At 57.8% G+C, this 23,957-nt stretch carries 22 protein-coding genes, 2 tRNA genes and 2 pseudogenes; 20 read left to right on the top strand and 6 right to left on the bottom strand.

Features of this window, described 5'->3' with window-relative positions:
- Positions 1 to 16: 16 nt before the first annotated feature.
- The 4 genes from ercA (at position 17) to BLT86_RS08015 (ending at position 4,314) form a co-directional block, all read left to right on the top strand.
- A complete protein-coding gene (gene ercA, locus BLT86_RS08030; protein WP_017676592.1) occupies positions 17 to 1,180 on the top strand; it encodes an alcohol dehydrogenase-like regulatory protein ErcA in 1,164 nt (387 codons plus the stop codon).
- The gene (locus BLT86_RS08025; RefSeq protein WP_017676593.1) at positions 1,164 to 2,888 is read left to right on the top strand and encodes a hybrid sensor histidine kinase/response regulator; all 1,725 of its coding nucleotides are present in this window, start codon (positions 1,164 to 1,166) and stop codon (positions 2,886 to 2,888) included. Before ercA ends, BLT86_RS08025 begins: the two co-directional genes overlap by 17 nt.
- 80 nt (positions 2,889 to 2,968) lie before the next feature.
- The gene (locus BLT86_RS08020; protein ID WP_021490532.1) at positions 2,969 to 3,376 is read left to right on the top strand and encodes a PA2779 family protein; all 408 of its coding nucleotides are present in this window, start codon (positions 2,969 to 2,971) and stop codon (positions 3,374 to 3,376) included.
- On the top strand, positions 3,361 to 4,314 hold the full coding sequence (locus BLT86_RS08015; RefSeq protein ID WP_186351536.1) for a PA2778 family cysteine peptidase: 954 nt from the start codon (positions 3,361 to 3,363) through the stop codon (positions 4,312 to 4,314). Before BLT86_RS08020 ends, BLT86_RS08015 begins: the two co-directional genes overlap by 16 nt.
- A gap of 48 nt (positions 4,315 to 4,362) precedes the next feature.
- Here BLT86_RS08015 and BLT86_RS08010 read toward each other — a convergent pair whose 3' ends face one another.
- A complete protein-coding gene (locus BLT86_RS08010) occupies positions 4,363 to 5,646 on the bottom strand; it encodes an NAD(P)/FAD-dependent oxidoreductase (RefSeq protein ID WP_017676596.1) in 1,284 nt (427 codons plus the stop codon).
- 183 nt (positions 5,647 to 5,829) lie between these two features.
- Between BLT86_RS08010 and BLT86_RS08005 the strand changes: the two genes are divergently transcribed.
- The 14 genes from BLT86_RS08005 (at position 5,830) to BLT86_RS07945 (ending at position 19,064) form a co-directional block, all read left to right on the top strand.
- Positions 5,830 to 5,906: transfer RNA gene (locus BLT86_RS08005), tRNA-Val, on the top strand.
- A 267-nt stretch (positions 5,907 to 6,173) separates the two neighbouring features.
- On the top strand, positions 6,174 to 8,096 hold the full coding sequence (gene thrS, locus BLT86_RS08000) for a threonine--tRNA ligase (protein WP_017676597.1): 1,923 nt from the start codon (positions 6,174 to 6,176) through the stop codon (positions 8,094 to 8,096).
- The gene (gene infC, locus BLT86_RS07995; protein ID WP_169886860.1) at positions 8,096 to 8,647 is read left to right on the top strand and encodes a translation initiation factor IF-3; all 552 of its coding nucleotides are present in this window, start codon (positions 8,096 to 8,098) and stop codon (positions 8,645 to 8,647) included. The genes thrS and infC overlap by 1 nt, the downstream gene beginning before the upstream one ends.
- 60 nt (positions 8,648 to 8,707) lie before the next feature.
- Positions 8,708 to 8,902 carry a 50S ribosomal protein L35 gene (rpmI, locus tag BLT86_RS07990; RefSeq protein WP_003461222.1) on the top strand — a complete coding sequence of 65 codons (195 nt, stop codon included), beginning with the start codon at positions 8,708 to 8,710 and terminating at the stop codon, positions 8,900 to 8,902.
- Between the two features lie 29 nt (positions 8,903 to 8,931).
- Entirely contained in the window at positions 8,932 to 9,288 is a 357-nt protein-coding gene (rplT, locus tag BLT86_RS07985) for a 50S ribosomal protein L20 (protein WP_003461224.1), read from the top strand.
- Positions 9,289 to 9,384: 96 nt separating this feature from the next.
- Entirely contained in the window at positions 9,385 to 10,401 is a 1,017-nt protein-coding gene (gene pheS, locus BLT86_RS07980) for a phenylalanine--tRNA ligase subunit alpha (RefSeq protein ID WP_017676600.1), read from the top strand.
- Positions 10,402 to 10,445: 44 nt separating this feature from the next.
- The gene (pheT, locus tag BLT86_RS07975; RefSeq protein WP_017676601.1) at positions 10,446 to 12,824 is read left to right on the top strand and encodes a phenylalanine--tRNA ligase subunit beta; all 2,379 of its coding nucleotides are present in this window, start codon (positions 10,446 to 10,448) and stop codon (positions 12,822 to 12,824) included.
- A gap of 3 nt (positions 12,825 to 12,827) precedes the next feature.
- Positions 12,828 to 13,130 (top strand): integration host factor subunit alpha, encoded by a 303-nt coding sequence (ihfA, locus tag BLT86_RS07970; protein WP_003243414.1) that lies wholly within the window; start codon positions 12,828 to 12,830, stop codon positions 13,128 to 13,130.
- A complete protein-coding gene (locus BLT86_RS07965) occupies positions 13,111 to 13,467 on the top strand; it encodes a MerR family transcriptional regulator (RefSeq protein WP_013716019.1) in 357 nt (118 codons plus the stop codon). Before ihfA ends, BLT86_RS07965 begins: the two co-directional genes overlap by 20 nt.
- A 75-nt stretch (positions 13,468 to 13,542) precedes the next feature.
- Positions 13,543 to 13,619 (top strand) — tRNA-Pro (locus tag BLT86_RS07960).
- A gap of 140 nt (positions 13,620 to 13,759) precedes the next feature.
- Positions 13,760 to 14,206 (top strand): hypothetical protein, encoded by a 447-nt coding sequence (locus BLT86_RS25690; protein ID WP_157719659.1) that lies wholly within the window; start codon positions 13,760 to 13,762, stop codon positions 14,204 to 14,206.
- 34 nt (positions 14,207 to 14,240) lie between these two features.
- The gene (locus BLT86_RS07950) at positions 14,241 to 16,100 is read left to right on the top strand and encodes a site-specific DNA-methyltransferase (RefSeq protein ID WP_157719658.1); all 1,860 of its coding nucleotides are present in this window, start codon (positions 14,241 to 14,243) and stop codon (positions 16,098 to 16,100) included.
- Positions 16,030 to 16,278: a hypothetical protein gene (locus tag BLT86_RS25685; RefSeq protein WP_167377315.1), complete on the top strand. Its 249-nt coding sequence runs from the start codon at positions 16,030 to 16,032 to the stop codon at positions 16,276 to 16,278. Before BLT86_RS07950 ends, BLT86_RS25685 begins: the two co-directional genes overlap by 71 nt.
- Before the next feature lie 23 nt (positions 16,279 to 16,301).
- Entirely contained in the window at positions 16,302 to 19,064 is a 2,763-nt protein-coding gene (locus BLT86_RS07945; RefSeq protein ID WP_092375899.1) for a restriction endonuclease, read from the top strand.
- Between the two features lie 69 nt (positions 19,065 to 19,133).
- On the opposite strand, the pseudogene BLT86_RS07940 reads toward BLT86_RS07945, so the two are convergent.
- The 4 genes and pseudogenes from BLT86_RS07940 to BLT86_RS07925 all read right to left on the bottom strand — a co-directional run.
- Positions 19,134 to 20,027: pseudogene (locus BLT86_RS07940) on the bottom strand (IS3 family transposase); the annotation flags it as partial.
- A gap of 116 nt (positions 20,028 to 20,143) precedes the next feature.
- Positions 20,144 to 20,290: a transposase gene (locus tag BLT86_RS07935; protein WP_092375894.1), complete on the bottom strand. Its 147-nt coding sequence runs from the start codon at positions 20,288 to 20,290 to the stop codon at positions 20,144 to 20,146.
- Positions 20,291 to 20,425: 135 nt separating this feature from the next.
- Positions 20,426 to 20,626 (bottom strand): annotated as a pseudogene (locus tag BLT86_RS07930) (JAB domain-containing protein); the annotation flags it as partial.
- Between the two features lie 111 nt (positions 20,627 to 20,737).
- Positions 20,738 to 21,439 (bottom strand): glutathione S-transferase, encoded by a 702-nt coding sequence (locus BLT86_RS07925; protein WP_017676609.1) that lies wholly within the window; start codon positions 21,437 to 21,439, stop codon positions 20,738 to 20,740.
- A gap of 134 nt (positions 21,440 to 21,573) precedes the next feature.
- Here BLT86_RS07925 and BLT86_RS07920 point away from each other — a divergent pair, with 134 nt between their 5' ends.
- Positions 21,574 to 22,155, top strand: coding sequence for a TetR/AcrR family transcriptional regulator (locus BLT86_RS07920; RefSeq protein WP_017679323.1), 582 nt, complete (start codon positions 21,574 to 21,576; stop codon positions 22,153 to 22,155).
- A 63-nt stretch (positions 22,156 to 22,218) separates the two neighbouring features.
- Here BLT86_RS07920 and BLT86_RS07915 read toward each other — a convergent pair whose 3' ends face one another.
- Positions 22,219 to 23,169, bottom strand: a complete 951-nt coding sequence (locus BLT86_RS07915; protein ID WP_017676611.1) for a GlxA family transcriptional regulator — start codon at positions 23,167 to 23,169, stop codon at positions 22,219 to 22,221.
- Positions 23,170 to 23,341: 172 nt separating this feature from the next.
- Between BLT86_RS07915 and BLT86_RS07910 the strand changes: the two genes are divergently transcribed.
- Positions 23,342 to 23,935: a TetR/AcrR family transcriptional regulator gene (locus tag BLT86_RS07910; protein ID WP_055985848.1), complete on the top strand. Its 594-nt coding sequence runs from the start codon at positions 23,342 to 23,344 to the stop codon at positions 23,933 to 23,935.
- Positions 23,936 to 23,957: the final 22 nt, after the last annotated feature.

Genomic DNA, 23,957 nt, shown 5'->3' with positions numbered 1-23,957 from the left:
AATTTCAGGCCGTTGTATGAGCCACGAATTGAATCAGCTGCGAAAGTTCGTTTCCCCCGAGATCATCTTTGGCGCCGGCTCCCGGCATAACGTCGGCAATTACGCCAAGACCTTCGGTGCACGCAAGGTGCTGGTCGTCTCCGATCCCGGTGTAGTCGCCGCGGGCTGGGCTGGCGATGTCGAGGCGAGCCTGCAGGTCCAGGGCATCGCCTACTGCCTGTACACCAAGGTGTCGCCCAACCCGCGCGTGGAAGAGGTGATGGAGGGCGCCGAGCTGTATCGCAGCGAGGGTTGCAACGTCATCGTCGCGGTCGGTGGCGGCAGCCCGATGGACTGCGCCAAGGGCATCGGCATCGTCGTCGCCCACGGTCGCAGCATTCTCGAATTCGAAGGCGTGGACACCATTCGCGTGCCCAGCCCTCCGCTGATCCTGATCCCGACCACCGCCGGCACGTCGGCCGACGTGTCGCAGTTCGTGATCATTTCCAACCAGCAGGAGCGGATGAAGTTCTCCATCGTCAGCAAGGCAGTGGTGCCGGACGTGTCGCTGATCGATCCGGAAACCACCCTGAGCATGGATCCGTTCTTGTCGGCCTGCACCGGCATCGACGCCATGGTGCACGCCATCGAAGCGTTCGTTTCCACTGGCCACGGCCCGCTGACCGATCCGCATGCGCTGGAAGCCATGCGCCTGATCAACGGCAACCTGGTGCAGATGATCGCCAACCCGGGCGACATCGCCCTGCGCGAGAAGATCATGCTTGGCAGCATGCAGGCTGGTCTGGCGTTCTCCAACGCGATCCTTGGCGCGGTGCACGCCATGAGTCACAGCCTCGGTGGCTACCTCGACTTGCCGCACGGTCTGTGCAATGCAGTGCTGGTCGAGCACGTGGTGGCGTTCAACTACAGTGCGGCGCCGGAGCGTTTCAAGGTCATCGCCGAAACCCTCGGCATCGACTGCCGTGGGCTCAACCATGCGCAGATTCGCCAGCGTCTGGTCGAGCACCTGATTGCCTTCAAGCACGCCATGGGCTTTCGCGAGACGCTCAGCCTGCACGGCGTCAGTACCTCTGACATTCCGTTCTTGTCCAGCCATGCGATGGACGACCCGTGCATCCTCACCAACCCGCGTGAATCGACCCAGCGTGACGTCGAGGTGGTGTATGGCGAGGCGCTCTGACGAAGCGCTTGCCGGGCTGCTGGGGCTCGGCAGCCAGTCGGCGCGCAAGAGTCATTACCCCGAGCTGCTGGCGCGCCTGGAAGAGCTGGAAGTCGAGCGCAATCGCTATAAATGGCTGTTCGAACACGCCGTGCACGGGATCATCCAGGCCAGCCTGCAGGACGGTGTACTGGCGGCCAATCCGGCGATGGCGCGCATGCTCGGTTATGACGACCCGCAGCAGGTGCTATGGTCGCCGGGCGATCTGGCTCGGCACCTGTTCGTCGGCGGCTTCGACGAGCTGGAGGTGATTCGCCAGGGGCTTAGCCAGGGCCAGGCTCTGCTCGGCTACGAGACGCGCCTGCGCAGGCGCGATGGCAGCACCATCGACGTGCTGATGAACCTGCTGCTCAAGCCTGAAGGCGAGGGCATCTTCGAAGGCTTCGTCGCCGATATCACCGAGCGCAAGCAGGCGCAGCAGCGCCTGCAACAACTCAATGACGAACTGGAGCGCCGCGTCGCTGCGCGCACCTTCGAGTTGCTCGAATCCAACCGCAATCTGCAGCGGCAGATCGAGGAGCGCGAGCGCATCGAGCTGGCCCTGCGCGAAGCGCGCGACGCGGCCGAAGCGGCCAACCGCAGCAAGGACAAGTACCTGGCCGCGGCCAGTCATGACTTGCTGCAGCCACTTAACGCGGCGCGCTTGTTGATCTCCACGCTACGTGAGCGTGAATTACCGAGTGCCGAGCAGAACCTGGTGGAGCGTAGCCACCTGGCCCTGGAAGGCGCCGAAGATCTGCTGGCGGATCTGCTGGATATTTCCAAGCTGGATCAGGCGGCGATCAAGCCGGATCTCGATGTCTATCGCCTTGAAGAGTTGCTCGCTCCGCTGGCGTCCGAGTTCGAAGGTGTGGCCTCGGCCAGCGGTTTGCGCCTACGCGCGCGAATTGCCAATTGCGCGGTGCATACCGATTTCCGCTTGCTGACGCGCATCCTGCGCAACTTCCTCAGCAATGCCTGCCGCTACACCGAGCGTGGCGGCGTGCTGCTTGGTGCACGTCGGCGTGGCGCTTTCGTCGAATTACAGGTGTGGGATAGCGGCCGCGGCATCGCGGCCGATCAACTGGACAAGATCTTTCTCGAGTTCAGCCAGCTTGAGGTCGGGCGTGCGGCCGAGCGCAAGGGTGTCGGCCTGGGGCTGGCCATTGTCGAGCGCATCGCGCGCATGCTGGGCTACCCGGTGCAGGTGTACTCGCAGCCAGGGCGTGGTTCGGTCTTCAGTATACGCGTGCCGCTGGCGCAGGAGGCTCCGCGGCGCCAGGCACAATCCGCGACGCAACCGGTTCTCGGCAATCCCCTGCCGGGGAGGCGCCTGTTGGTGATCGATAACGAAGTCGACATCCTGCACAGCATGCAGGCGCTGCTCGGGCAGTGGGGCTGCGAGGTGGTCACGGCGGTCGATTTGAGCGAGGCCCTGCAGCGTCTGCAGGGCAGGGCGCCAGAGGTGATTCTGGCGGATTTTCACCTCGATCACGGGGTGCTCGGTTGTCAGGTGATTCAGCAGCTACGTGATGAGTTTTCCAGTCCGATTCCGGCGCTGATCATCAGCGCCGATCGCAGCGATGACTGTCGTCGCGAATTGCAGGCGCTGGGTGCGCCTTTGCTGAACAAACCGGTCAAGCCGGGCAAGCTGCGTGCGGTGCTCAGTCAGCTTTTGATGGAAACGTGAACGCGCGCAGACTGGTGGAGTGAACCTGAGCGATTTGGATGCTGTCTATTGGCTACCTCGTCCCTCAGGAGATAACCACAATGACAATTTCCATGAACCCCGTTATGCGCCGTCTGGCGGCTATTACCGCGCTGTTTCACCTGCTGCTGGTGGTCCAGATTCCTGCCGCGAATGCGGCGATGGTCGGCACTCACGAGGTGATCGCCGAGCAGCAGCACAAGGTGGATCAGGAACAGTTGATGGCCATGCTCGATGACGAGCAGGTGAAGGAGAAACTGGTATCGATGGGCGTCGACCGTGATCAGGTCGAATCACGTATCGCGAGCCTGACCCCGGCCGAACTGGCGCAGTTCAACCAGCAGTTGGATCAGGCACCAGCCGGTGCGGGTGTGGTCGGCATCATCGTGTTGTTTCTGGTGATCTTCATCATCACTGATATGCTGTGCGCCACCAACATCTTCAATTTCGTCAAATGCATAAATCGCTGATTCGCCTCTGCTGTATCGCATCGATCGTTCTACTCACAGCCTGCGCTCGCTCCCCGGTGTTATCACCGGTGGGCGAGCGTTTGCCTGAGCGGGTGGAGCTCACCGACGTTCCCTTCTTCCCCCAGGACGCCTATCAGTGCGGCCCGGCCGCCTTGGCCACCATGCTCAACCAGCGTGGCGTGCTGACCACGCCTGGTGCGCTCAAGGACAAGGTCTACATCCCCAGCCGTGAAGGCAGCCTGCAGGTGGAGATGGTCGCCGCCGCACGCAATCACGAAATGCTGGTGTATCCGCTGCAGCCACGCCTGGAGGCGGTGCTCGCCGAGGTGGCCGCCGGCAACCCGGTGCTGGTGCTGCAGAACCTGGCATTCGACTGGTATCCGCAATGGCACTTCGCGGTGGTGGTGGGTTACGACCGCCGCGAGCGCACGCTGATTTTGCGCTCGGCCACCACGCGCAGGCTCGAAGACAGCTTCAACAGCTTCGACAGAACCTGGGCGCGCGGTGGGCGCTGGGCGGTAGTGACCCTGCCTCCGGAGCGCTTGCCGGCACAGGCCGACATGCATGTCTGGATGAAGGCTGCCAACGACCTTGAGCAAACCGGCAATGCTCAGCCGGCTCGGCGCGCCTATCGCCGCGCCGCCGAGGCCTGGCCGGAGCAGTCATTGCCGTGGTTCGCCCTGAGTAACAGCCGCTACGCCGATGGCGACCGCAAGGGCGCCGAGCAGGCGTTGCGTGAGAGCCTCAAGCGCGAGCCGGGTTTTGCTGCGGGTTGGTTCAACCTGTCGCAAGTACTGGGTGAGCAGGGCTGTGCTGCTGAGGCGCAGCAGGCCCAGGCCTGCGCACAGCGTCTGGCGCCGGAGGATGGGCGCTTCGCCGCACCGCCGAAAGCCAGTGGTTCTGGTGGGCAGTGTCAGGCCTTACCGGCCTGTCCGTGATGCAAAAGAAAACGGCGCCCGAGGGCGCCGTTTTCGTTTATGGCGGGATTACACGCCAAGTTTGTCGCGCAGCGTGTAATACCAGGCGCCAATGGCGCTGAACGGTACCTGGAACAGGCGACCGCCCGGGAAGGGGTAGTGCGGCAACCCGGCGAACGCATCGAAACGCTCGGCCTGACCACGTAACGCTTCCGCCAGCACCTTGCCCGCCAGGTGCGTGTAGGTGACGCCATGGCCGCTGCAGCCTTGCGAGTAGTAGATGTTGTCGCCGATACGACCGACCTGCGGCAGGCGCGACAGCGTCAGCAGGAAGTTGCCGGTCCAGGCGAAATCGATCTTCACGTCCTTCAACTGCGGGAAGGTCTTGAGCATTTTCGGCCGGATAATCGCTTCGATGTTCGCCGGATCGCGTGCGCCATACACCACACCACCGCCGTAGATCAGGCGCTTGTCACCGGTTAGGCGGTAGTAGTCGAGCAGGTAGTTGCAGTCTTCCACGCAGTAGTCCTGCGGCAGCAGGCTGGCGGCGACTTCATCGGACAGCGGTTCGGTGGTGATCACCTGGGTGCCGCACGGCATCGATTTGGACGCCAGCTCCGGCACCAGGTTGCCCAGGTAAGCGTTACCTGCGACGACCACGAACTTGGCTTTGATACGGCCTTGCGGGGTGTGTACCACCGGGTTGGCGCCACGCTCGATGCGAGTCGCTGGAGACTGTTCGTAGATCACTCCACCGAGCGACTCGACAGCGGCAGCTTCGCCGAGCGCCAGGTTCAACGGATGGATATGGCCGCCGCTCATGTCCAGCATGCCGCCGATATAGTTGTCGGTGGCGACCACTTCGCGGATACGCTTGGCGTCCATCAACTCCAGCTGGGTATGGCCGTAGCGCTCCCACAGTTTCTTCTGCGATTCCAGATGGCCCATCTGCTTGCTGGTCAGCGCGGCGAACACGCCGCCATCCTTCAGGTCGCACTGGATGTCGTACTTGGCGATGCGCTCACGAATGATGCGGCCGCCCTCGAAGGCCATCTGTCCGAGCAGTTGTGCTTGCTTGGGGCCGACCGTGCGTTCGATCACGTCGATATCGCGGCTGTAGCTGTTGACAATCTGTCCGCCGTTACGACCCGATGCGCCGAAGCCGACCTTGGCCGCTTCAACAATGCTCACCTTGAAACCGTTTTCCAGCAGAAACAGTGCAGTGGACAGGCCGGTGTAACCCGCACCGATGATGCACACATCGGTTTCCACTTCGCCTTGGAGGGTAGGGCGTTGCGGGACGGGGTTGGCTGAAGCGGCGTAATAGGATTGTGGATATGCCGTGTGCGCCATCTTGAACCTCTGTTCTTTATTTTTTACGAATGATCCGATGCTACCTGAGTTGAAAATGGCCGGCTAGTGTCCGTGCAAAATATTCAACGATCCGGTTTCGATAAAAAATTGGCCTATTTCAGTGAGTTAGCGAAAAAACCTGTTGACGGCCAAAAAGATCTGCGTAGAATGCGCACCCATCGAAGGCACATAGCTCAGTTGGTTAGAGCACCACCTTGACATGGTGGGGGTCGTTGGTTCGAGTCCAATTGTGCCTACCAAATCGATAAAAAGGGGTCGCTAAGCGACCCCTTTTTTTATTGCTCGGATTTTTCGAGCAGGTTTTACGTGTTTGTTTCAAACGGCAGCTTGTCAGGGCTCAGGCTTTCTGAAAGCATCCGCACTCTTTTACTTCCAGTGACTCTGGTTCGGTCTGGTTGGCCTTCGGGCTCCTGCCATCGTTAGGTGGGTACACCGCTGAATCGCTTCCTGGCTCATCCCAACCCACGTGACCTTTCGTAGGGGTCACCACTAGGAGAGGAGGCGCCATGCCCATCATTACTCTTCCCGACGGCAGTCAACGTTCGTTCGATCATCCGGTATCCGTGCTGGAGGTCGCTCAATCCATTGGTGCGGGCCTGGCCAAGGCCACCCTGGCTGGCAAGGTAAACGGCAAGCAGGTCGATGCCTGTGACGTGATCGATACCGATGCCACCTTGCAGATCATCACGCCGAAGGACGAAGAAGGGCTGGAAATCATCCGCCACTCCTGCGCTCACCTGGTTGGGCATGCAGTCAAGCAGCTGTATCCGAACGCCAAGATGGTGATCGGCCCAGTTATCGATGAAGGCTTCTATTACGACATCGCCATCGACCGCCCCTTCACGCCGGAAGACATGGCGGCCATCGAAAAGCGCATGGCCGAGTTGATCGAGAAGGACTACGACGTCATCAAGAAGATGACGCCGCGTGCCGAGGTCATCGAGCTGTTCAAGTCCCGTGGCGAGGAATACAAGCTGCGTCTGATCGACGACATGCCGGACGAAACGGCCATGGGGCTGTATTTCCATGAAGAATACGTCGACATGTGCCGCGGCCCGCACGTGCCGAATACGCGCTTCCTCAAGGCGTTCAAGCTCACTCGTATTTCCGGCGCCTACTGGCGAGGCGACTCGAAGAACGAGCAGCTGCAGCGTGTTTACGGCACTGCCTGGGCTGACAAGAAGCAGCTGGCTGCCTATATCCAGCGCATCGAAGAAGCTGAAAAGCGCGATCACCGTCGCATCGGTAAGCAGCTCGATCTGTTCCACCTGCAGGAAGAAGCGCCGGGCATGGTGTTCTGGCACCCCAATGGCTGGACTGTCTACCAGGTGCTGGAGCAGTACATGCGCCAGGTACAGCGTGAGAACGGCTACGTGGAAGTGCGCACGCCGCAGGTGGTCGATCGCATCCTCTGGGAGCGTTCCGGGCACTGGTCCAACTACGCCGAGAACATGTTCACCACGGCTTCGGAAAACCGCGACTATGCGGTCAAGCCGATGAACTGCCCGTGCCACGTGCAGATCTTCAATCAGGGCCTGAAGTCTTACCGCGACCTGCCGCTGCGTCTCGCCGAATTTGGTGCTTGTCATCGCAACGAACCGTCCGGCGCGCTGCACGGCATCATGCGTGTGCGTGGCTTCGTGCAGGACGATGCGCATATCTTCTGCACCGAGGATCAGGTCAAGAAGGAAGCGGCCGATTTCATCAAGCTGACCCTGCAGGTCTATGCGGACTTCGGCTTCAGCGATATCGCCATGAAGCTTTCGACCCGTCCTGCCAAGCGCGTGGGCTCCGACGAGCTGTGGGATCGCGCCGAAGGCGCGCTGGCCGAAGCGCTGAACGAATCCGGCCTGGCCTGGGAATATCAGCCGGGTGAGGGCGCCTTCTACGGTCCGAAGATCGAATTCACCCTGCGTGACTGCCTGGGGCGTAACTGGCAGTGCGGTACGCTGCAGTACGATCCGAACCTGCCTGAGCGCCTGGATGCCAGCTACATCGCCGAAGACAACAGCCGCAAACGCCCGGTCATGTTGCACCGTGCGATCCTCGGTTCGTTCGAGCGTTTCATCGGTATGTTGATCGAGCATTACGCCGGTTCCTTCCCGGCTTGGCTCGCTCCGACCCAGGCGGTGATCATGAATATCACCGACAAGCAGGCCGATTTTGCCCGTGAAGTCGAGAAAACTCTCAATCAAAGCGGTTTTCGTGCCAAGGTTGACTTGAGAAACGAAAAGATCGGCTTTAAAATCCGCGAGCATACCTTGCTCAAGGTTCCCTATCTCTTGGTTATTGGAGATCGGGAAGTCGAGACTCGATCCGTTGCTGTCCGTACCCGTGAAGGCGTCGATCTGGGCTCTCTGCCCATCGAGCAGTTCGCCTCGCAGTTGCAGCAAGCGGTTTCCCGGCGTGGTCGCCAAGATTTGGAGTAATAACTATTAAGCGTGAAATGAGACAGGACAAGCGGGCCGCCCCTAAGGCGCCGATCAACGAAAACATCACCGCTCGTGAAGTGCGCCTGATTGGTGCGGACGGCGAGCAGGTTGGTATTGTTTCGATCGATGAGGCATTGCGCGTGGCTGAAGAAGCCAAGCTGGATCTGGTAGAGATCTCTGCTGACGCACTGCCGCCAGTTTGCCGCATCATGGACTACGGCAAGCACCTGTTCGAGAAGAAGAAGCAGGCTGCTATCGCCAAGAAGAACCAGCACCAGCAGCAGATTAAAGAAATCAAGTTTCGTCCAGGGACGGAAGATGGGGATTACCAGGTAAAACTACGCAACCTGGTACGTTTCCTTGAAGATGGGGACAAGGCCAAGGTATCTCTGAGATTCCGCGGCCGTGAGATGGCTCACCAGGAACTGGGTATGGAGCTGTTGAAGCGGGTCGAAGCTGACCTCGCTGAAATCGGCACTGTAGAACAGCATCCTAAGCTGGAAGGACGCCAGCTGATGATGGTCATCGCACCCAAGAAGCGTAAATAATCTACCGGGCACTGGCAGGCCTGATGGTTATCAGTTGTTAATGAATGCGGAGTACAAAACATGCCAAAAATGAAAACCAAGAGCGGTGCTGCGAAGCGCTTCCTGAAGACTGCTACAGGCTTCAAGCACAAGCACGCTTTCAAGAGCCACATCCTGACCAAGATGTCCACGAAACGTAAGCGCCAGCTGCGTGGCAGCTCGCTGATCGGTCCGTCGGACAAAGCTAAAGTCGAGCGCATGCTGCGCGTTCGTTAATCGGTCAAGATACTTAGAGGTAATTACTCATGGCTCGTGTTAAGCGTGGCGTTATCGCTCGTGCTCGTCACAAAAAGATTCTGAAACTGGCTAAAGGCTACTACGGCGCTCGTTCGCGTGTGTTCCGTGTTGCCAAGCAGGCTGTCATCAAGGCTGGTCAATATGCCTACCGTGACCGTCGTCAGAAAAAACGTCAGTTCCGCGCACTGTGGATCGCTCGTATCAACGCTGGTGCTCGCGTCAACGGTCTGTCCTACAGCCGTCTGATCGCTGGCCTGAAGAAAGCGTCGATCGAAATCGACCGTAAGGTTCTGGCTGATCTGGCAGTGAACGAAAAAGCGGCGTTTGCTGCGATTGTCGAGAAGGCCAAGGCCGTTCTGGCTTAAGTCCCCCGACAATCACCGGGCTCGCCCGGTGGCAACGTCAAAGATAGGGGAAGAGCCTTAACAGCTCTTCCCCTATTTCGTATCTGGAGTCTGTAAATGGAAAATCTGGATGCATTGGTCTCGCAAGCGCTTGAGGCCGTGCAACGAAGTGAAGATGTCAATGCCCTGGAACAGCTCCGGGTTCAGTACCTTGGCAAGAAAGGCGAACTGACCGCCCTGATGCAGACTCTGGGCAAGCTGTCGGCCGAAGAGCGCCCGCAGGCTGGCGCCCTGATCAACACCGCCAAGAATCAAGTGCAAGACGCCCTGAATGCCCGCAAATCCGTGCTTGAGCAGGCCTTGCTCGCCGAGAAGCTGGCCTCCGAGCGTATCGACGTCACCCTGCCAGGCCGTGGCCAGGCTTCCGGTGGTCTGCACCCGGTCACGCGCACGCTCGAGCGTGTCGAGCAGTTCTTCACCCATATCGGCTACAACGTGGCCGAGGGCCCGGAAGTCGAAGACGACTACCACAACTTCGAGGCGCTCAACATCCCTGGCCACCACCCGGCGCGGGCGATGCACGACACCTTCTATTTCAATGCGAACATGCTGCTGCGTACCCACACCTCGCCGGTTCAGGTACGCACCATGGAATCGCAGCAGCCGCCGATCCGCATCGTCTGTCCCGGCCGTGTCTATCGCTGCGACTCCGATATCACTCACTCGCCGATGTTCCATCAGGTCGAAGGCCTGTTGGTCGACGAAGACATCAGCTTCGCCGACCTCAAGGGCACCATCGAGGAATTCCTTCGTGTGTTCTTCGAAAAGCCCCTGGGCGTGCGTTTCCGTCCGTCTTTCTTCCCCTTCACCGAGCCGTCGGCCGAAGTCGACATGCAGTGCGTGATGTGTTCCGGCAAGGGCTGCCGCGTGTGCAAGCAGACCGGCTGGCTGGAAGTGATGGGCTGCGGCATGGTGCATCCGAACGTGCTGCGCATGAGCGGTATCGACCCGGAGAAATACTCCGGCTTCGCCTTCGGCATGGGTGTCGAGCGCCTGGCCATGCTGCGTTACGGCGTCAATGACTTGCGCCTGTTCTTCGATAACGACCTGCGGTTCCTGGCGCAATTTCGCTAGCCGCCGCCCCTCGTGATCGAATTCGTTTAAGGAGAACAGACAACATGAAATTCAGTGAACAATGGCTGCGCAGTTGGGTGAATCCCGATGTATCCCGCGAGGATTTGGTCGCACGCCTGTCCATGGTCGGCCTCGAAGTCGACGCGGTACAGCCGGTGGCCGGCGCCTTCAGTGGCATCGTGGTCGGTGAGATCCTCAGTGCCGAACAGCACCCGGACGCTGACAAGCTGCGCGTATGCCAGGTGAGCAATGGTGCCGAGACCTTCCAGGTCGTTTGCGGTGCGCCCAATGCCCGCGCTGGCATCAAGATTCCGTTCGCCATGATCGGCGCCGAGCTGCCGGGCGACTTCAAGATCAAGAAGGCCAAGCTGCGTGGCGTGGAGTCACAGGGTATGCTGTGCTCGGCGTCCGAGCTGCAGATCAGCGAAGACAACAGCGGCCTGATGGAGCTGGCGGCCGATGCGCCGGTGGGTAGCGACATTCGCGCTTACCTGCAGCTGGATGACGCCAGCATCGAGATCGGCCTGACCCCCAACCGTGGTGACTGCCTGTCGCTCGCCGGCCTGGCTCGGGAAGTCGGTGCGATGTACAGCGCCGCTGTTTCACCGGTCGCTATCGACGTCGTTGCTCCTGCACATGACGAAGTACGCCCAGTCGAGGTGCTTGCGCCCAAGGCGTGCCCGCGTTACCTCGGTCGCGTTATACGTAACGTTGACCTGTCTCGCCCGACCCCGCTGTGGATGGTCGAGCGCCTGCGTCGTTCCGATATTCGCAGCATCGATGCAGCGGTGGACATCACCAACTACGTGATGCTCGAGCTCGGCCAGCCGATGCACGCCTTCGACCTCGCCGAAATCAATGGCGGCATTCGCGTGCGGATGGCTGAAGAGGGCGAGAAGCTGGTGTTGCTCGACGGCCAGGAAGTCAGCCTGCGTGCCGATACTCTGGTCATCGCTGATCATGGCCGCGCGCTGGCCATCGCCGGCGTGATGGGCGGTGAGCACAGCGGTGTGAGCGACAATACCCGCGATCTGTTCCTGGAAAGCGCCTTCTTCGACAACATCGCCGTTGCCGGCAAGGCCCGCTCCTATGGCCTGCACACCGACGCGTCGCACCGCTTCGAGCGTGGTGTGGATTCGCAACTGGCGCGCCAGGCAATGGAGCGCGCGACTGCGCTGCTGCTGGAGATCGTTGGCGGCGAAGCCGGCCCGGTCATCGAAGTCAGCAGCGAGGCCGATCTGCCGAGCGTGGCGCCGATCACCCTGCGCGCCGAGCGCATCAACCAGATGTTGGGTATGGAGATGGACAGCGCCGAAGTCGAGCGTCTGCTCACCGCGCTGGGGCTGGGTGTCAGCGCTCAGGGCTCCGGCCAGTGGCTGGTCAGTGTGCCAAGTCACCGTTTCGATATCAGCCTGGAAGTGGATCTGATCGAAGAGCTGGGGCGCCTGTACGGCTACAACCGTCTGCCGGTGCGCTACCCGCAGGCCCGTCTGGCGCCACAGGCCAAGTCCGAGGCGCGTGCTGAGCTGCCTGCTCTGCGTCGCCTGTTGGTCGCCCGTGGCTACCAGGAAGCTATCACCTATAGCTTTATCGATCCCAAGCTGTTCGAGCTGTTCACTCCGGGTGTAGAGCCGCTGCAACTGGCCAACCCTATTTCTGCCGATATGGCCGCTATGCGTTCCTCGCTGTGGCCAGGGCTGGTCAAGGCGCTGCAGCACAACCTCAATCGTCAGCAGTCGCGCGTGCGTCTGTTCGAGAGCGGCCTGCGTTTTGTCGGTCAGCTGGAAGGTCTGCAGCAGGAAGCCATGCTCGCCGGCGTGATCACCGGCAGCCGCCTGCCTGAGGGCTGGGCCAACAGCCGTGATAACGTCGACTTCTATGATCTGAAAGCCGATGTCGAGGCGCTGCTGGGTTATGCCGGTGCGGCCGATGCCTTTAGCTTCGTGCCTGGCGAGCATCCTGCTCTGCATCCAGGCCAGACCGCTCGCATCGAACGGGAAGGGCGCCTGGTTGGCTTCATCGGTGCTCTGCATCCTGAACTCACCAAGACCCTGGGCTTGGATCAGCCGGTATTCCTCTTCGAGCTGGTGCTGGCCGAAGTGGCTGCTGGTCGCATGCCTGTATTCAGCGAATTGTCGCGCTTCCCTGAAGTGCGTCGTGACCTCGCGCTGCTGGTCGACCGCGAGCAGCCGGCCGAGGCTGTGCTGGGCGCAATCCGTGAAACGGCGGGAGAATGGCTGACGGACCTCAAGCTATTTGACGTCTATCACGGTAAAGGCATTGATCCGCTTAGAAAAAGCCTTGCCGTCGGCTTGACCTGGCAACATCCATCGCGCACTCTTAATGACGATGAGGTGAGTACTACTACGCAAAATATCCTCACCTGCCTCGAACAAAGGTTCAACGCCACGTTAAGGAAGTAGCGTATGGGGGCTCTGACGAAAGCTGAAATGGCGGAACGTCTGTATGAAGAGCTCGGCCTGAACAAACGGGAAGCCAAGGAACTGGTGGAGCTGTTTTTTGAAGAGATCCGCCAGGCTCTTGAGCTGAACGAACAGGTCAAGCTGTCCGGGTTCGGCAACTTCGACTTGCGCGACAAGCGCCAGCGACCCGGCCGTAACCCGAAAACAGGGGAAGAGATTCCAATCACGGCTCGCCGTGTGGTCACTTTTCGTCCAGGGCAAAAATTGAAAGCCAGGGTCGAGGCCTATGCTGGAACCAAGTCATAACGACGAACTACCGGCAATTCCCGGCAAACGCTACTTCACCATCGGTGAGGTCAGTGAACTCTGCGCGGTCAAGCCCCACGTTCTACGTTACTGGGAACAGGAATTCCCACAGCTGAATCCGGTAAAGCGGCGGGGTAACCGTCGCTATTACCAGCGTCAGGATGTGCTGATGATTCGGCAGATTCGTGCGCTCCTGTACGATCAGGGCTTCACCATCGGTGGCGCACGTCAGCGCCTTTCTGGTGACGAAGCCAAGGACGACACCACTCAGTATCGTCAGCTGATCAAACAGATGATCGCCGAGCTCGAGGATGTTTTGCATGTACTGAAGAAGTAAGGACAAGAAAAAGTTGCCTTATTTCAAAAGCTTAATGTATAGTTCCTCCCGCTTTCGGTCACCCGGAAGCATCGTCGGGGCGTAGCGCAGCCCGGTAGCGCACTTGCATGGGGTGCAAGGGGTCGAGTGTTCGAATCACTCCGTCCCGACCAAAAACCCTAAAAAATCCAGTCACTTAGCGGTGACTGGATTTTTTTATGCCTGATGATTTTCTGTCTTGTGCCCTCAGTGATGTATTCTGGTTGCCAATTGAGATTCGCTTACTCGACGGGCCGTAGAAGGAGCTTGTGCCGTGTTTACTGCTTATCATGCAAAGTACTACGCCCAAGAACTCGTACGGCATCATGCTTCTAACGGTGTTGGCCGCCTATCTCAATCCCTATTTGATGCCAGCGTCGATCTGAACCCGCACCAGATCGACGCAGCGCTGTTCGCCCTTCGGAACCCGTTGCAGGAAGGCGTACTGCTGGCTGACGAGGAAGTCCTGAAAAACACAAAAGCGCGCATCGCCCAGTTGAGGTGCGATGCCCACAAGGCCGTCACCTTGCAGGAGCAAGACAGTATCCAGCGCGAACTGTCTGAACTGGAACGCAAGCACCGTAAACAGCGCCAAGAAATTTTTGATGTGGAAGACGAAATCATTGCCAAGCGGGACGAGCTGGTTGAGATCCTGCAACATCGGATGCAGGAAAAAACCGAAACCCGAACACTTTTCACTCTGCGCTGGCAGTTGGTGTAACCGAAATAAACCTGAAGATCACAGGATGTTGCATATGCAATACAGCAATACCGAGCTGGGTTACAGCCCTGATGCACTGGCCGAGCGCCAGGCTGAGTTGCTGGCCCTGCTGCGCCAGAGCGCGCCGGAAGTCATCAGTGACAATCAAATAGATATTGAAAAGCTCAAAGAGCTGATCGGGCAGGACCGAATTGCCCCGGCTGAACACTACGAGCTTTCATGGGCAGGTAAGGCTGCCGCGCGGCGCGAAATCCAGAAGACCACCAGCCACACTTTGCTGCCCGCTGCCAGCAACCCGCCTCAAGCGCCGCACATGCTGATCGAAGGCGAAAACCTCGAAGTGCTGCGCGCATTGCAAAAGTCCTATCACGGTAAGGTCAAGATGATCTACATCGACCCGCCGTACAACACCGGCAACGACAGCTTTGTGTATCCCGACGATTATTCCGAGACGCTTGACGAATATCAGAAGCGCACGGGGGAAAAGAACGAAGCGGGTTATCTGAATAAGCAAAGCCTGTGGAAAAAAAATAGCAAGGAAAGTGGTCAATATCACAGTGCTTGGTTGTCGATGATGTATCCGCGCTTGTATTTGGCGCGGAATTTGTTGCGCGACGACGGTGTGATTTTTATTAGTATTGACGATCACGAATCTTCGAATTTGAAGCTGATTTGCGATGAGGTTTTCGGTGGGGAAAATTTCATCGACACAATAGCTGTCGAATTGTCAACCACATCTGGACCGAAGACGGTTAATGCACAGCAAGGCACTATCGTAAAAAACGTCGAATTCGTTCATATCTACTGTAAGTCCTCTAGGTTCGATAGTGCTCCGCATACGCCTCTTCTGGATGGTATCAGCTCTTATGATACACACTATTCTGTTTGGCTAAATGACGATGGTACTCTTGGAAGTCTCGCTGATCAGCTACTAATTGATGAGGCTGTCGGTAATGATATCCGTCGTTATGGGCTTTCTGAGCGAGGAAGATTTAGTCTAAAAAGTATAGACAAGTTGCTCTCTGTATCAGAAGTGGCCAGAAACTTTATTGCAGCAAATCTACAGAAAATCGCGAGTATTGACAGGCCGCCAGTATCCGCCTCTGGGAAAATTATCCGGCCTGGATGCTGGGAAGCATTTGAGACAGACCACAGAACATATTTTTTAACAACGCTTGAAAATGGCACGCTCAGAGCGTTGATCCCTCTAGCTTTAAACTATCGTACTTCGGATGATTATCGGCCAAGGTTCGGCCGAACCGTTATTCGCGGTGATCTTTGGAAAGGCTTTCATCAAGATATGGGAAATGTTGCGAAGGAGGGAGGTGTCGCATTTCCTAATGGAAAAAAACCCGTTCGTCTTGTAAAGCAGTTGATTAAATGGGCTAGTACTACTCCAGACGGGATCATTCTAGATTTCTTTGCAGGCAGTGCGACAACAGCGCAAGCTGTCATGGAGCTCAATTTGAATGACGATGGCACTCGGCAATTCATTTGCGTTCAGATGCCAGAAGTAATAGATAGCGGTTCTGAGCTTCATAAAGCTGGTTATAGAACTATTACTGAAATTACGCGTGCTCGTATTGATAATGTAATTTCTGAACTCAAGGCCCAGCACCCTGCCAAAACCACTGATCTGGCCTGCGCCCATTTCACTTTGGCGCCTTCAAATTTTAAGGTCTGGCGCGGTGATGTAGCTGACGCGGCAGCGGCTCAGTCTGTTCCAGAGCGCGGAGAAGAGTGGACATTCACCCAAAACGGCAGATGTCCAGACGGCGATGCTCGCCGAACTTTTGCTGAAGCATGGTTTGGGTGCGCTCGGCGTGCATGCGATCAGCAAGCCGGCGCAGCTTGCCGGGGTAACGGTGCATCGTGTACTTCTGCACGACGATAAACAGCTCTGGCTGTGCTTTGAGCCTTATTCCTCGGCCTTGAAGGATGAAATATCCAAGGCACGGCCGGCTCAGGTGGTGTTGCTGAATTCCTGCTTTGTAGGAGACAAGGCCGACGAGTTGCTCTCAAACCTGCAGCTGGAATTGGTAGGGCTGGATATTGGCCTGACTGTGATCTGAGGGGCCGCGCTATGACACAAATAATGAAGTTGCAGTTCTCGCATCAGGCCTACCAGACCCGTGCGGTTGAGGCGGTGGTGCAAGTGTTCGACGGTCAGCCTTTGGCCAAGTCAGATTTCTCGCTGGCCGGGCAAGCCGCCAGCGTGGAATATGCTAACGACGGTAGCATTGGCAACGCGCTCAAGCTTTCGGAGGAAGCCTTGCTGGCTAATGTGCAGAAGGTGCAGCAAGCCAATGGCGTGGAGGTGTCGAGCGAGCTGGTAAGGTCCCTCTCCGACAACGGCAAAGAAGAATTTTGCCCACTGAACTTTACGCTGGAGATGGAAACCGGCACCGGCAAGACCTACACGTTTATCAAGACCATGTACGAGCTGAACAAGGTGTATGGGTTCAGGAAGTTTGTGGTGGTGGTGCCAAGCGTGGCGATTCGCGAAGGCACGATGAAAAACCTGCAGATCACTCGCGAGCACTTTGCGCTGGATTACGCCAATGTGCCCTGCGTGCCGATGCTGTTCGACAGCAACCAGCTCAGCGACCTGCGCCACTTCGCGCAGAGCGATGCTCTCAGCGTGCTGGTGATCAATATTGACAGCTTCACCAAAGACAGCAACAAGATCAACCAGAAGGGCGAGCGGGCGTTTGCGCCAATTGAATACATCAAGGCGGTGAATCCCATTGTGATCGTGGATGAGCCGCAGAACTTTGAAACTGACATTCGCCGCCGTGCCCTGGTGGAACTGAACCCGCTATGTACGTTGCGTTACTCCGCTACCCACAAGAAACATTACAACTTGCTGTATTCATTGAACCCGGTGCAGGCATACGATCTGGGCTTGGTCAAGCAGATCGAGGTGGACGGCGTGCTGGCCGACGAAAGCCACAATCAGGCCTTCATTGAGCTGGTGAGTATCGATGCGAAAGCCAACGGCATCAGCGTCAAGGTGAGTGTCGACGTTAACGAGAAGACTGGGGTGAAGCGTAAGAAACTCACCCTGAAGCTGGGCGACGACCTGTTCAAGAAATCCAAAGGCCGCGATGTATATCGCGATGGCTACATCCTCAACGAAATCCGTGCAGAGGATGAAGAGATCGAGTTTTCGGGCGGGCGAGTGCTGAGCCTACACGCGCAGCAAGGAGGGCTGGAAGACGACGTGATGCGCTTTCAGATCGAGCGCACGGTCGCCGCGCACTTTGCCAAGCTGAAGAATCTGCAAGACATCGGCGTCAAGGTGCTTAGCCTGTTCTTTATCGACAAGGTGGCCAACTATCGGGCTTTTGATGCAGACGGTAATCCCGTGCCAGGCAAGTTCGCGGTGTGGTTTGAAGACGCTTTCATCAAGTACGCCAGCAAGTCTCAGTACAAGGGCTTGATTCCCCATGCCCCCGGCGACGTACACAACGGTTACTTCTCTGGCGATAGAAAGGGAAAAGGCGCGACCGCCAAGACTATTTGGGTGGATACCAAGGGCAATGTGGCGAAGGACGACGACACCTACGCCCTGATCATGAAAGAAAAAGAACGTTTGCTGAGTGTGGATGAGCCGTTGCAGTTCATCTTCAGTCATTCAGCTCTGCGCGAAGGTTGGGACAACCCGAATGTGTTCCAGATTTGCACGCTGAACGAAAGCCACAGTGTCCTGAGAAAACGTCAGGAAATCGGCCGGGGGCTGCGCTTGTGTGTGAACCAGAAAGGCGAAAGGGTACAGGACAAGCGCGTTAATGTCCTGACCGTGATTCCGAACGAAAGCTACGAAGCCTTTGCCAAAGCACTGCAGACCGAAATCGAGGAAGAAACCGGTGTGAGCTTTGACAAACGTGTGAAGAACGCACGCGCCAAGGCACGGGTGAAACGCAAAAAACTCAGCACGGAAGAAGAGGCGCTATTCAAGGCGATCTGGCAAAAAATCAGCTATCAGACGCGCTACACGGTCAATCTCGATACCCCAGAGTTGATCAAGCAGTGCATAGAGGCGCTGGCGGATTTGAATCAGTACCCCAAGGTTCAGCCGGCAAAAATCCGTGCGTTGAAAGCGAAGATCGTCATGCGCGAGGATGGTGTGCATGGCGTCGAGACGGGTGTGGGTAGTTCCGATGCGCAAACGGAGCATATTGTTGTGCCGGATGTGTATGCCTACATCCAGAACCGCGTGCATTTATCCCGCTCATCCATCTTTGCGATTTTGGATGGGTCGGGCAGGCTTGGCGAGTTGTTGATCAATCCACAGGCGTTTCTCGATACCGCTATTGCGGCGATCAAGAATTGCCTGCAAGCACTACTGGTGAAAGGAATCGAATACCACCAGATCAATGGGCGGCGCTATGAAATGTCGCTGTTCGACGATGAGCTGGAAACCTATCTGAGCAGTGTGTACCCGCCTGCAACTGACGAGCTGACGACGCCGATCCGCAAGACACTGCTTGAGGCCCAGCCGGTTGATGAAGACAAGAACCCCTTGGGCGACGCCTTTACTTGCGTGCTGAGTGAAAGCGATCCGGAAAGCCAGTTCGCACACGATTGCAGTATCGACGATCGAGTGAAGTTTTTCTTCAAGCTACCCGGTGAGTTTAGGATCGCAACCCCGCTGGGAAGCTATAATCCGGACTGGGCGGTGGTATTTGAAAACGACGCCCGTGTTTATTTCGTCGCTGAAACCAAGTCGAGTACTGTTACGGGCGAGCGAAGAAGCAAGGAGAACTTGAAGATCGAATGTGGCCGCGAGCACTTCAAGTTGATGTCGGATGTCGTTTTTAAGGACGTTAAGACGCTGGAGCAGCTTGTTGTCTAACGAGTGACGCGGTGGGAAAACATACTTGGGTAAGATGTTTGGTCTGTCCCGGAACTCGTGGACAGGTAGTTAAGAGCTACTGCTCGCATTTCGCCGCTCAAATTCCATCGGACTGAGATAGCCCAACGTCGAGTGGCGCCGACGGTTATTGTAAAAGCGGATGTAGTCGAACAGGTCGGTTTTTGCCTCCTGGTAACTGGCGTAGCGCGTCAGGTACACCCGCTCGGCCTTCAGCGAACGGAAAAAGCTCTCCATCGCGGCGTTGTCCCAGCAGTTCCCCGGACGTGAATGGCTGGGCACGATGCGATGGCGCCGAAGCAAGGCCTGGTAGTCGTACGCGCAGTATTGGCTGCCACGATCCGAGTGCAGCAGCACCTCTTCTTTCGGCTGTCGGCGTGCCACGGCCATCTCCAGCGCGGCGTGTACCAAGGCCTGCTGCATGCGGTGGTGCATCTCCCAACCGACAACGGCGCGTGAATAGAGATCGAGCACGACGGCCAGATACAGCCAGCCTTGGGCCGTCCGCACGTAGGTCATGTCCGAGACCCAGTGCCGATTGGCGCGATCCGAGGCGAACTGGCGATCCAGGTGGTTCGGGGCAATCGGCAGAGCATGACGACTGCTGGAAACCAGCCGCCAGCGCTTGCGCGAGCGAACGCGCAGACCTGCTTCGCGCATCAGTCTAGCAACCCGGTGTCGACCACACGCATGCCCCATGGCCGCCAACTCGACCTTGATGCGGCGATGGCCATAGATCCCATTCACCTCATGGTGGATGGTGCGGATCTCCTTGCTCAGACGCCGATTCGCCATCTCTCTCGCCGAAGGTGGCCGCTGCTGCCAGGCATAGAAACCGCTGCGGGATACCCTCAGCAGCCGGCACATCGGCGCTACGGGATAGCGACCGGCCAACGCCTCGATGGCGCGGAACTTCACTTCGTGGGCTGCGAGAAGATGGCGAGCGCCTTTTTTAAAACATCGCGCTCCATGGTGACCTGAGCCAGTTGCTGGCGTAGCCGACGCAGCTCCGCACTCTCACCGCGCTGCTTGCCATTGCCCGGAAAGGCATCGTCACCTTGCTATTCGTACTGGCGTTTCCATTTGCCCAGCAGGCTTTCAGCGATGCCGAGCGTCTCAGCGACATGACGAAGCGGTGTACCGGCAAGCACCTGGTCTACCGCCTCGCGTTTGAAGGATTCGGGAAAACGTCGTCTAGTCTGGGTCATGAACACTCCTTGCGGTGGGCATTATCCACCTTAAGTCAGTGTCCACTCAGCCCGGGACAGACCAGATGAACCGGCTGAACGCGCTGCACACGCCTGAAAGGGCGCAGCAAAAATGGGGGCTCAGCCCCCCTTGGTTCATAGCAACCCAAACTCGGCGAAAGATGCGGTGCGTTCGCCTGCCACGATGATGTGATCCAGCGAGCGGACATTCACCAGCACCAAGGCTTCTTTCAAGCGCTGTGTGAGCACCGTGTCAGCCTGGCTTGGTTCTGGATTTCCGCTTGGATGGTTGTGCGCGAAGATCACTGCCGCGGCATTCAGGCGTAGCGTTTCCTTGGGGCGCTTTGTGTCAATGAGTTGGCTAGGGCAATCGAGCCAAGCAGCAAGGGTCTGTGTTGGTCACAGACCTCCAAGCCTGCTCGGCGACCAGGGCTGATGCGTTAGCTTTCATACTCTCGGTGTGTTATTCGCCACCATCGTTCTCCACTCCCTGACACTTGATCTTTCTTGCATGCGGGCGTGCCAGGCTCGTAGGGCTGCACATTCATCGGGTACGGCAAGCTTGACCAATGACGCGAAGATCATCCCCCCGAGCACTGCAATATCTGCCATGGAGAAGGTGTCACCGGCAACGAATGGCTGTCGCTCAAGCACTCTATTGAAGTAGTGCATGCCCTTGATGGCTTTATCGCGCATGCGATTTCCCCACTCAGGGTTTTGGTACAGCTCCACGTCTGCCCCCAACCCTGGCGTTGCATGATGAAAGTAAACGCTGACCGCATCGAGAAATTCGATTTCAGCGCGCTTTGTCATCATGTGAATGAGGCCTTTCTCTTTTGCCGTCTGCCCAGTAAGCGTGGGGCTGTCGTCGAGTACGTCCAGGTATTGGGTGATCGCTGTGCATTCGGCAATGAGTGTGCCGTCATCGAGTTCCAGCACAGGCAATGTTCCTGAGTAATTGATCGCGAGGAACTCCGGTTTCTTATGCTCCCCCGTCCAGAGGTTGACGGAGATGAACTCGACACGGTCAAGCAGTCCTTTTTCCGCCAAGGCGATTCGCACGCGAGCGGGATACGGGCCATCGAACCAGTCGTAGATTTTCATTGCAGGGAGAACGGATATGTCGGAGTTGCGAGATGTAATGGTCATGGTTTGCCTACCTGTCAGTTGGTAGGTAAAGGTTGTGCGAGAAAAAGCACCCTGTCAACCCCTACCTTCCAGTTGGCAGGTAGAGAGCGCAGCAGTAAACTGCCAAGGTCTATCGAAGGTGCGAGGAGTTGATCGTGACCGGCAATGCTCGAGAAGCCATCCTGGCTGCTGCGACAACGGCGGCTCAGTTGCATGGATACAGCGGTATCAATTTCCGCAGCATCGGTGAAACCGTAGGTGTGAAGAACGCCAGTATCTACTACCACTTTGCGAGCAAGGCCGACCTTGGTGCCGCGGTCGCAGAACGCTATTGGCGAGACACCGCCGAAGCCTTGCGATTCATACGCGATTCGAATCCCGACCCGCTCGGCTGTTTGCGTGCTTACCCTTCGCTCTTTCGGAGATCGTTGGAGAACGGCAATAGACTTTGCCTCGCCAGCTTCATGGCTGCGGAATACGAAGACCTGCCGGAAGAAGTCGAGCGAGAGGTCAAGGCGTTTGCAGACATCAACGTGGAGTGGCTGACGCAGGTATTAGTTGAGGCAGGGCTGGAAGATGTCGAGCGCCGCGCAGGCGCCATTTACGCTGCGGTTGCCGGTGCTCAACTGATTGCACGAACCCGCGTCGACCTGAAACTGTTCGACGAGCTGATCGACAGCTATCGAGAGTCAGGCCTCATTCCTACTCACGCTTCCACGAGCAATGAGCGCTACTGAAAGAATTGCGGTTGCAGCAGCAAGCTCAGGTATATCTGTTGGTGAACGATCCAATCGGCGTGTTCAGCCAGTCTCGTTAGCCGTTTTGTACAGCTCGTCTCGCATCAACTGCGGTGGCTTGCCATAGGCACGCAGAAACGCCTGGCGCATGCGTTCTCGATCGCCAAAACCGGTCTCGCGAGCAATCACCTCTACGGGGTGACGGCTCGTCTCCATCATCACGCGTGCGGCCTCTACTCGCAGTCTTTCGACTGCTTTTGCTGGAGTTTTTCCGGTTTCCTCGCGAAACACCCGGCTGAACTGGCGAGGGCTCAGTCGCGCGACATCTGCCAGAGCTTCGACCGACAGATCGCTGCGCAGGTTTTCGCGCGCATAGGCCATTGCCAGTTGCACGCGGTCGGATTTCGGGTCTATCTCCAGCAGCGCCGAAAGCTGTGATTGCTCGGCGCCTCTGCGCTGGGCGATGACCAGTTTGCGGGCTACGCGGCGGGCCAGGTCAGGGCCCAGGTCGTTCTCGACCATGGCCAGGGCAAGATCCACTCCGGCACTCATGCCTGCACCCGTCCAGATCTGCCCGTCGACCACGAACAGTCGATCATCATCGATTCTGACGGTGGGGTGACGTTTCTTGAACTCGGGTACGTGCAACCAATGAGTCGTGACCCGTTTGCCCTCCAATAGGCCGGCTTCGGCGAGTACGAATACACCTGTGCACAGTGATGCAATACGCCGCGATTGCGAGCTGGCGCTGGACAGGCAAGTCAGCAGTTCGGGACTGGGTTCACCCAACTCCAGGTAGCCGCTGACGATGATGGTGTCATAGCCAGCCAGGCCGAGAGCCTCGGTATTGACCGAGAAGCCCTGAGACGACAGCACGGGTCCACCTGTCTCCGATACCAGGGTGAATCCGTAGACCGGCTCGCCATGCAGAAGGTTGGCGCACTCGAATACGGAACCGACCGACAGGCTCAGCGCTTGGAATTGCGGGTAAACCACCAACGCCACGGTATGCATCGATCACGTCCTTTCTGCGGGCATTTACCGATTGTCGGAGGGCCAGGTGGTTTGCGCAATCGGCTTACCGTACATGTCCTAAATCCTTGCGGATATGACATTGCTGCTGTCGGTGGCGATTCCTAACATGGCCCTAACGAACTAGACGACTGGTCTACTGAGACGGATAGCCATGACAACCACTGACAGCAACCAGACCCGGCAGCGTATTTTCGACGCCGCTCAATCGATCATCGCCCGCAAAGGTTTCTCTGCCGTTGGGCTGAACGAGGTGCTGAATGCCGCGGGTGTGCCGAAGGGGTCCTTCTACCACTACTTCGCTTCGAAGGACGCGTTCGGCACGGCGCTGCTGGAGCACTACTTCGAGACCTATTTCGCTGACATGGATCGTATTTTTCAGGACTCGGCAACCAGCGCCCACGACGCGCTGATGCGTTACTGGCAACTGTGGATCTCCAACCAGACCAGTCAGGTCGAGTGCGGTAAATGCCTGGCCGTCAAGTTGGGCGCTGAAGTCGCCGATCTTTCCGAACCGATGCGATTGGCACTTCAGCGCGGTACCGCGCAGATTATCGAGCGGCTGGAGGCTGCGATCAGCAGAGGTATGGAGGAGGGCACGGTAACCATCGTTGCTACGCCCGCTCAGTTGGCATTGAGGCTCTATGCCCTGTGGTTGGGGGCCAGTGTGATGACCAAGATCACCCGTACGACCGATTCGTTCGAAGAAGCACTGCAGCAGACGCAACATCTTCTCGGTAACCAGTGAACCCATGACCGGCAAGGGTCGG

It is taken from the genome of Pseudomonas sihuiensis, from assembly GCF_900106015.1.
GTDB classification, from domain to species: domain Bacteria; phylum Pseudomonadota; class Gammaproteobacteria; order Pseudomonadales; family Pseudomonadaceae; genus Aquipseudomonas; species Aquipseudomonas sihuiensis.
Note: the sequence above shows the minus strand (reverse complement) of the source record. Positions and strands in the feature narration are given on the sequence as shown.